Source organism: Bacillota bacterium (assembly GCA_040754675.1).
Lineage (GTDB): Bacteria > Bacillota > Limnochordia > Limnochordales > Geochordaceae > Geochorda.
On sequence record JBFMCJ010000707.1, the window covers coordinates 1 to 1,863 of the forward strand.

A 1,863-nucleotide genomic window follows, 5' to 3' on the forward strand; every position below is an offset into this window, starting at 1 on the left:
CCGTCCGTCTCAGCGACCTGAGCGAGCGGCTGGGCCTCAACCGCACCACTCTCTTTCACCTGCTGGCCACCCTGCAGGCGCACGGCTGGGTGGCCCGGGATCCGGCCCGGCGATACGCGCTGGGAGCCCGCTTCCTGGACGTATCGAGCCGCTACCTGCGCCAGCTCCTGGCCTTCGACATCGGCGCCCTTGCGCGCCCGTACATGGAGGCGCTGTGGCGTGCTCTCAACGAGACCGTCCACTTGAGCGTGCTGGACAGGTCCAACCGCGTGGTCATCGACGTCGACTCCATCGAAAGCACGCGGGAACTGCGCACCGCCGGCGGCATCGGCCAGCCCAAGCCCCTTTACTGCACGGCCAGCGGCAAGGTGTTCCTCGCTTACATGCCCGACGACGAGCGGGAGTCCCACCTGGCCGCCGCCGCCCTCACGCCCCGCACCGGCCGAACCATCACCGACCCGGACCGGCTCAGGCGTGAGCTTGGTGCCGTCCGCGAGAGGGGGTACGCCCTGGACGACCGGGAGTACGACCCCGACATCTTCTGCATGGCCGCCCCCGTCTTCAAGGCGCCGGACCAGCCCGGCGCGGCGCTCATGATCTCGTTCCCGGCCAACCGGCTGCAGGTGAGGGCGGTGGAAGAAGTCTCGGCGCAGCTCCGCGACGTGGCCGCCCAGGTCTCTTTGGCGCTGGCCGCCCGGCTGGAGCGGGCGTCCAGGTTGCCATAGTCGAACTATATTGCATCGTACGCAATCACTGGCAGGAACTTCTGCTATCACGGCGAACCCCCGGGGGGACCGCTGCGGTGGCGCGAGCCGGCGCTTGCAAGCGGTTAGTACCCACGGAAGGGTGGTTCCATGCGGAGGTCAGCCATCAGGCTTCGCACCGTAATCCTCTGGACGCTGGCGGTGTTGGCCGTGACGGCCGCGCCGGTGCTGGCAGCTTACCCGGAACGGCCGATCACCTACGTCATCGCGTTCAACCCCGGCGGCGAGTCCGACATCACCGCCCGCATCCAGGAGCCCGTTCTGGAGAAGGTCATGGGCGTGGACGTGGTGGTTACCTACAAGATCGGCGGAGGTGGTTCCGTCGCCTGGGCGGAGACGGTTCGGACCCGCCCTGACGGCTACACCATCGTCGGGCACAACCTCCCCCACATCATCCTGCAGCCGCTGCAGCGGGGCGACGCCGGCTACAAGACGGAGCAGCTGCAGACCGTCTACTGGTTCGAGAGCACCCCCAACGTGCTCGCCGTCCGCACGGACAGCCAGTTCAAGACCCTTCAGGACCTGATCGATTATGCCCGGGAGCACCCCGAGGTCGTCACGGTGGGCGGCAGCGGCTCCAACACCGCCAACCACCTCGGGACGCTTGCGCTCAACAAGCTGGCCAAGGTCAAGACCACCTACATCCCGTTCACGGGCACCGGAGCCGCCGTCCCGGCGCTTCTCGGGGGGCACGTCACGGCCCTGATGACCTACACGCCGGTGGCCGTCCAGTACAAGGACCGGTTCCGCATCCTGGCCGTGGCCTCTGATCAGCGGGTGAGCTGGCTTCCCGACGTTCCCACCTTCAGGGAGCTGGGCTACGACATCGTGGAAGGCGCCTACCGCGGCGTGGCGGTGCCGCCCGGCACGCCGAAAGAGGTCATCAAGGCGCTGGAGGACGCTTTCGACAAGGTGATGCGGGACCCCAAGGTCGTCGAGCAGATGGACCGGCTCGGGTTCAAGATCGAGTACATGAAGAGCGAGGAAGGCACGCGCTTCGTCCAGGAGCGCACCGAGTTCTACAAGTCCCTCCTGGGCGAGCTGGGGCTGCTGCAGTAAGCAGGCCGCATCCACCGTGCGTCGCCGGGCCGGCCCGCCC

General features: G+C 67.8%; 2 protein-coding genes. Both read left to right on the plus strand.

All coding sequences use genetic code 11. The annotated features are described in order from the left end of the window. Positions 1 to 725 (plus strand): IclR family transcriptional regulator (locus AB1609_22765; protein MEW6049256.1); only part of this gene is annotated, 725 nt, incomplete at its 5' end. A 129-nt stretch (positions 726 to 854) separates the two neighbouring features. Further along, positions 855 to 1,823, plus strand: coding sequence for a tripartite tricarboxylate transporter substrate binding protein (locus AB1609_22770; protein MEW6049257.1), 969 nt, complete (start codon positions 855 to 857; stop codon positions 1,821 to 1,823). Positions 1,824 to 1,863 lie beyond the last annotated feature (40 nt).